This is a genomic window from Staphylococcus sp. HMSC059F04 (assembly GCF_001812565.1).
Lineage (GTDB): Bacteria > Bacillota > Bacilli > Staphylococcales > Staphylococcaceae > Staphylococcus > Staphylococcus lugdunensis.
The window spans coordinates 1-4,480 of sequence record NZ_KV809481.1 but is presented as its reverse complement, the minus strand read 5'-3'; the positions used below and the strand labels follow the sequence as shown (position 1 = coordinate 4,480).

Sequence of the window (4,480 nt, the reverse complement as noted above, 5' to 3'; positions counted from 1 at the left end):
TGACCTGTGTACTGCCATTTATCTCCGATAATACCTGGTGCGTCATGCGTGCCTTCTTCTGTTTCTTGCACCTCATTACCTTCACTATCCACATAACGCGTTACTTCTAATTCTACCGGCGTCTCTTGTGGTGCCTCGTTCGGTATTTCTGATTGAATGCGTTGATATATATGTGTCGTAATACCATTTTCTGCTGCTGTTTGGCCTGTATATTGCCATTTATCCGCGATAATACCTGGTGCGTCATGCGTGCCCTCTTCCGTTTCCTGCACTTCATTACCTTCACTATCCACGTAACGTGTTACTTCTAACGCAACTGGCGTTTCTTGCGGCGCGTCGTTCGGTATCTGTTCATAAGTTGTAATCGGTTCGTATACATAGTGAACTTCTATTGTCTGCTTACCTACAACTGTTCCAGATTGATTTTCTGGTGTCGAAATTAAATGATAACTTATTGTCTTTTTAACTTTACCGTCATCAGTTGTTTCAAAGGTTACGCGATCTGGAATTGTTGCTGGTGTAGCTGTATATTCTGTTCCTTCAATTTGACTATTTACAACTGTTACTAGCGGACTTAACACTTCTCCATCCGTTGTTTTATAGTCGGCTATCACACTACCTTCAAATACTTCTACGTATATTAAATTAACAATTTTAGTTTGACCTTTAGCATAATGACCCGTTGTAGGATCAAGTTGATTATCAACCCTAACAAATTTATAGTGTCGATTTAGTCTATCAATCATTTGAGGCACACTAACATTATACTCCGTATTCTTTTTACCTTTTGATGTCAGTGAATTTTGAATTGTATTCCCTGATTCATTAGTATACTTAACCACTAAGTCTCCACGGTTATCTTCTGTTTCAAGCTCAACTTTATTCCCTGAAAGCCATGTATTATCCAAACCTTTAGTCAAGATTTGAGAATGCGCTTTAGTTAAAATAGGTGCATCCTCTGGCACAGTAACACGCATATTTGTTTGGAAACTTTGTCCATTTGTTAAAACAAGGGGTTCATCAAAAACATATTTAACTGCCGTAACTTTTGTTAAATCTGTTGGATTAGAATTGTACACACCATTACGTACATCCGTGTCTGTTGTATAAACAACACGATATTTTTCAGTGTCAGGAATTAACGCCGTTAAATTCGTTTTAATATTGTCTTTCGGAATGGTCACAATGATTTCTTTAATAATTCCTTCACTGTTAGTAAAGTTGGCCGTATTTGTTTGTAAATTCACACTTTCTCCTAAGTTAACATCAACCTGAGATTTATCAAAACTGTTCGACGCATCTTTACCAATAGTTAATGTAGAAGCATATTCCTTAGCTAATGCAATTTTAAATGGCACATCAATAACTGAGACAAACTTTTTATTACCACTTAAATCTTCTGTAATTACATCAGATAATTCAAGATTATTATGACTTAAAGATTGTTCTTCAGTAGGACGCACAATTTCCGAATTTTCATCCCATATCGTAGCATATCTAATTGAATAAGTTCCCGTTGGTAACGTACCTCTATTATAAATATCAAAAGTGATTTCTGGCGTATTCTGAGTGATTGAACTTCGTTCTGTAATGGAATTCTTTACCGACTGATTCCACTTATATCCTTCAGGTGCTTCATAAATATATAACGTTCTACCGCTATTTTTATAATTTTTTATCACTTTAATTGGATTTAAGACAGGGCGGTTTTTTAGAACATTCGATGGCGTAGTTTCATATAATGAAGGATTCCAAACTGTTGATGTACGTATTAATTCATTATTCGTCCATGCACGCACATTACCTATTGCCGTGTCATCAGGCGCACTTAATGATAAATAGACATGATTAATATGATCTAATTTATCAACGCTAATATCAGAACTATTATCTAATGGATCCGTACTTAAATATTTCATATAATCTTTAGTATCTGCTTTGACAATGACATTAGCTTTTTCATTATAGTTTAATACATTTCCTAAACCTGAATTTGTATTTCTTACATCAACATCTGTTAAAGTGTGTTTAAATGCATCCTTAGTATGAATATACGAATATGCTGGTTGTAACTCATTACCTGTTAATGCCCTTGTTGGAACGGAACTAGCAGCTTGTAACGTATTTTCTGCTACTTGATTAATAATAATTCCATTTTGCATTTGGGTCACACCATCATCTTTTGCAGCTGTTTCCCAACGCTGATCATCTACTGCATATGTGATATCTGCCTCCCAACCATAAATGTCCTTTTCTGCTTCACTATCTGGTGAAACCGTATCTCTAATAATTGGTGTTTGGAGTATTAAACGATTATATTTTTTATCTCCCAATGCATAGGTATTATTTGTATTGTTGATAGACGTCCATTCGTTTAATTTTGTAGTAGATCCATCAGCATTTACACCGTATAAAATAAATGGTGCTTTTAATACTATTCCTTTATCTGCATTTTTATCACTTGAACCGTTATTATAATTTATTCTAGGTAATGAAAGCTTAAAGGTAGTAAAGTAATCGCCTTCTTGCCCTGATGGTAATTGTATTGAATGCATGTAAGTAGGTGCATATTTATTCGATTGGTCTCTATCATATATATATTTTGCACACGGAATACTTCATTTTTGTGATCTGCTTTTGAAAACAAATGTGAAGGCTCTTGCAGTCGGAAATTCATAAAATAAACATTACTTGTTGCTGTACCAGCCTCATTAATCATCTTAAACTTAATTCCCTCTGGATCAGGTACATTTTGAATATAATCTTGTCCATTTGGAAGTCGGCCTATCGTTTGCCAATCTAAGTTTACTTTAATAAAGCCGTCAGTTTTAAATTTTGCTAATAATTCTGGTGTTAATGCAGATTTTTTCAATTTTAATACTGGTGTATAACCATTATAAGGTAAAATATCACCTTCATTAAGATGGAGATGAATGCCTGATTCATCTTGTGTCCAAAATCTATTGCCTTTAGCATCTGGATCAAGTTCTAACCAACTTGGAATATTTAAAATATTATATTTAAAATCAGTATAACGAGAATAATAATGTGGTGATACTGCATCATCACGATTTTCTAAAAACCAATTATCTCTTGGCAGTGGCACCTGATAGCGATAGTTATCCGTTTTCTCAGAAATTGTCCCATCTTCTTTGATAACTCCAATCGTAGGTGATTGTGCAGCCGCTGATTTTCGTGTAATTCTCCAAATAGACGTCGGTTTTTCTTGCCCTCGGTCTATGTATAAACCACCTTTTATATGATCAAATGTTGCATTAACTTGTTTAGTATCAACAAGCGTATCTCCCTGATACATTTTCATTGTTGAAGTAACAACATCACCTTCACCTGGTCCCGTCCAAATCATCCCGCCAATAACTTGACTGATATTGATTTGACCTGCTGATGTACCAGAAAGTGGTCTTAAATCAAATTGATAGCGCCATGTCTCATTATCAGATAAATTTGTCTTGTTAGTCACAAATTCCGATTTTGAAAATGTTGGTTCTGAAATTATAAATTTTTTAGGTGCTTCGTAAACCAGCTTGCCATTATCAATTGTGCCATGCCCTGATGCTGAATAAGAAAATGACGTACTTGTTACACGTCTGTTAGACACGATATCTGATGTTAAATTATAGCGTCTTTCATTACTATTTGTGCCGCTAAATACGAATTCCCCTACTAATTGCTTGTCATCAGTACCCACGTCACGTTTAACGCGTTTTTTCGGTCTTTCTGAAGTAGATTGTGATGATAGTTGATTTCTATCAACTTGATTTAAAGCAGTAGATGTCTTAGTAGCATCACTCGAAGTTACAACTTCAGATTGTGCTGATGTATTATTTTTATCTATAGCACTAGGCGTTTTTTTAGTAGTTTCTTCTTTTGAAGCAACATTATCTTGTTGCTGTACATTTTCATGTGCTGTCTTTGTATCCTTTAACACATCAGATGTTCCTACGTCTGTTACTTTATTTTTATTAACATTATTTGACTTTTCTTTGTCTTGAGCAAGATTTAATGATTTATCCTGTTGTTCTTGCGAAATACCATCGCTATATTCTTTATTAACAACTTTTTGTGTATTATCATCACTTTTTATCTCTGCAGCATGTGCTTCAGAATTAGCTCCAAAAATGACAGATGCTCCTATTAAAATTGATGTAATTCCTACTGAAAATTTTCTTATGGAGTATTTATTTTGAACATTCGAGAAATAATCCTTTTGTTTGCTTTTCTTCCTTTTCAATGGGTTCTCTCTCCTTAATTGAAATTATTAAGAGACCCCTTATATCTATCTCGGACTCATACACTATAATAATAATACGTTGCAAAACATTTTACAATATTAATGCTTTAAAAAAATAATTGTATATGATTGTTTTATAATTCATAGCTAAAAAATTCTTAAGCGTATCAGCTTCAATCGCTTTCTCTTCGCAATGTCGTTATTTGTCGACTTGTTTTTCAATTTTTG

At 34.1% G+C, this 4,480-nt stretch carries 2 protein-coding genes; both read right to left on the bottom strand.

The genetic code is table 11. The features are described from left to right. On the bottom strand, positions 1–2,555 hold a 2,555-nt coding region (locus tag HMPREF2864_RS12375), incomplete at its 3' end, for a MucBP domain-containing protein (protein WP_256277711.1). Further along, complete coding sequence (locus HMPREF2864_RS12370; RefSeq protein WP_256277710.1) at positions 2,480–4,252, bottom strand: YSIRK-type signal peptide-containing protein; 1,773 nt, start codon at positions 4,250–4,252, stop codon at positions 2,480–2,482. The genes HMPREF2864_RS12375 and HMPREF2864_RS12370, both read right to left, overlap by 76 nt. Positions 4,253–4,480: the final 228 nt, after the last annotated feature.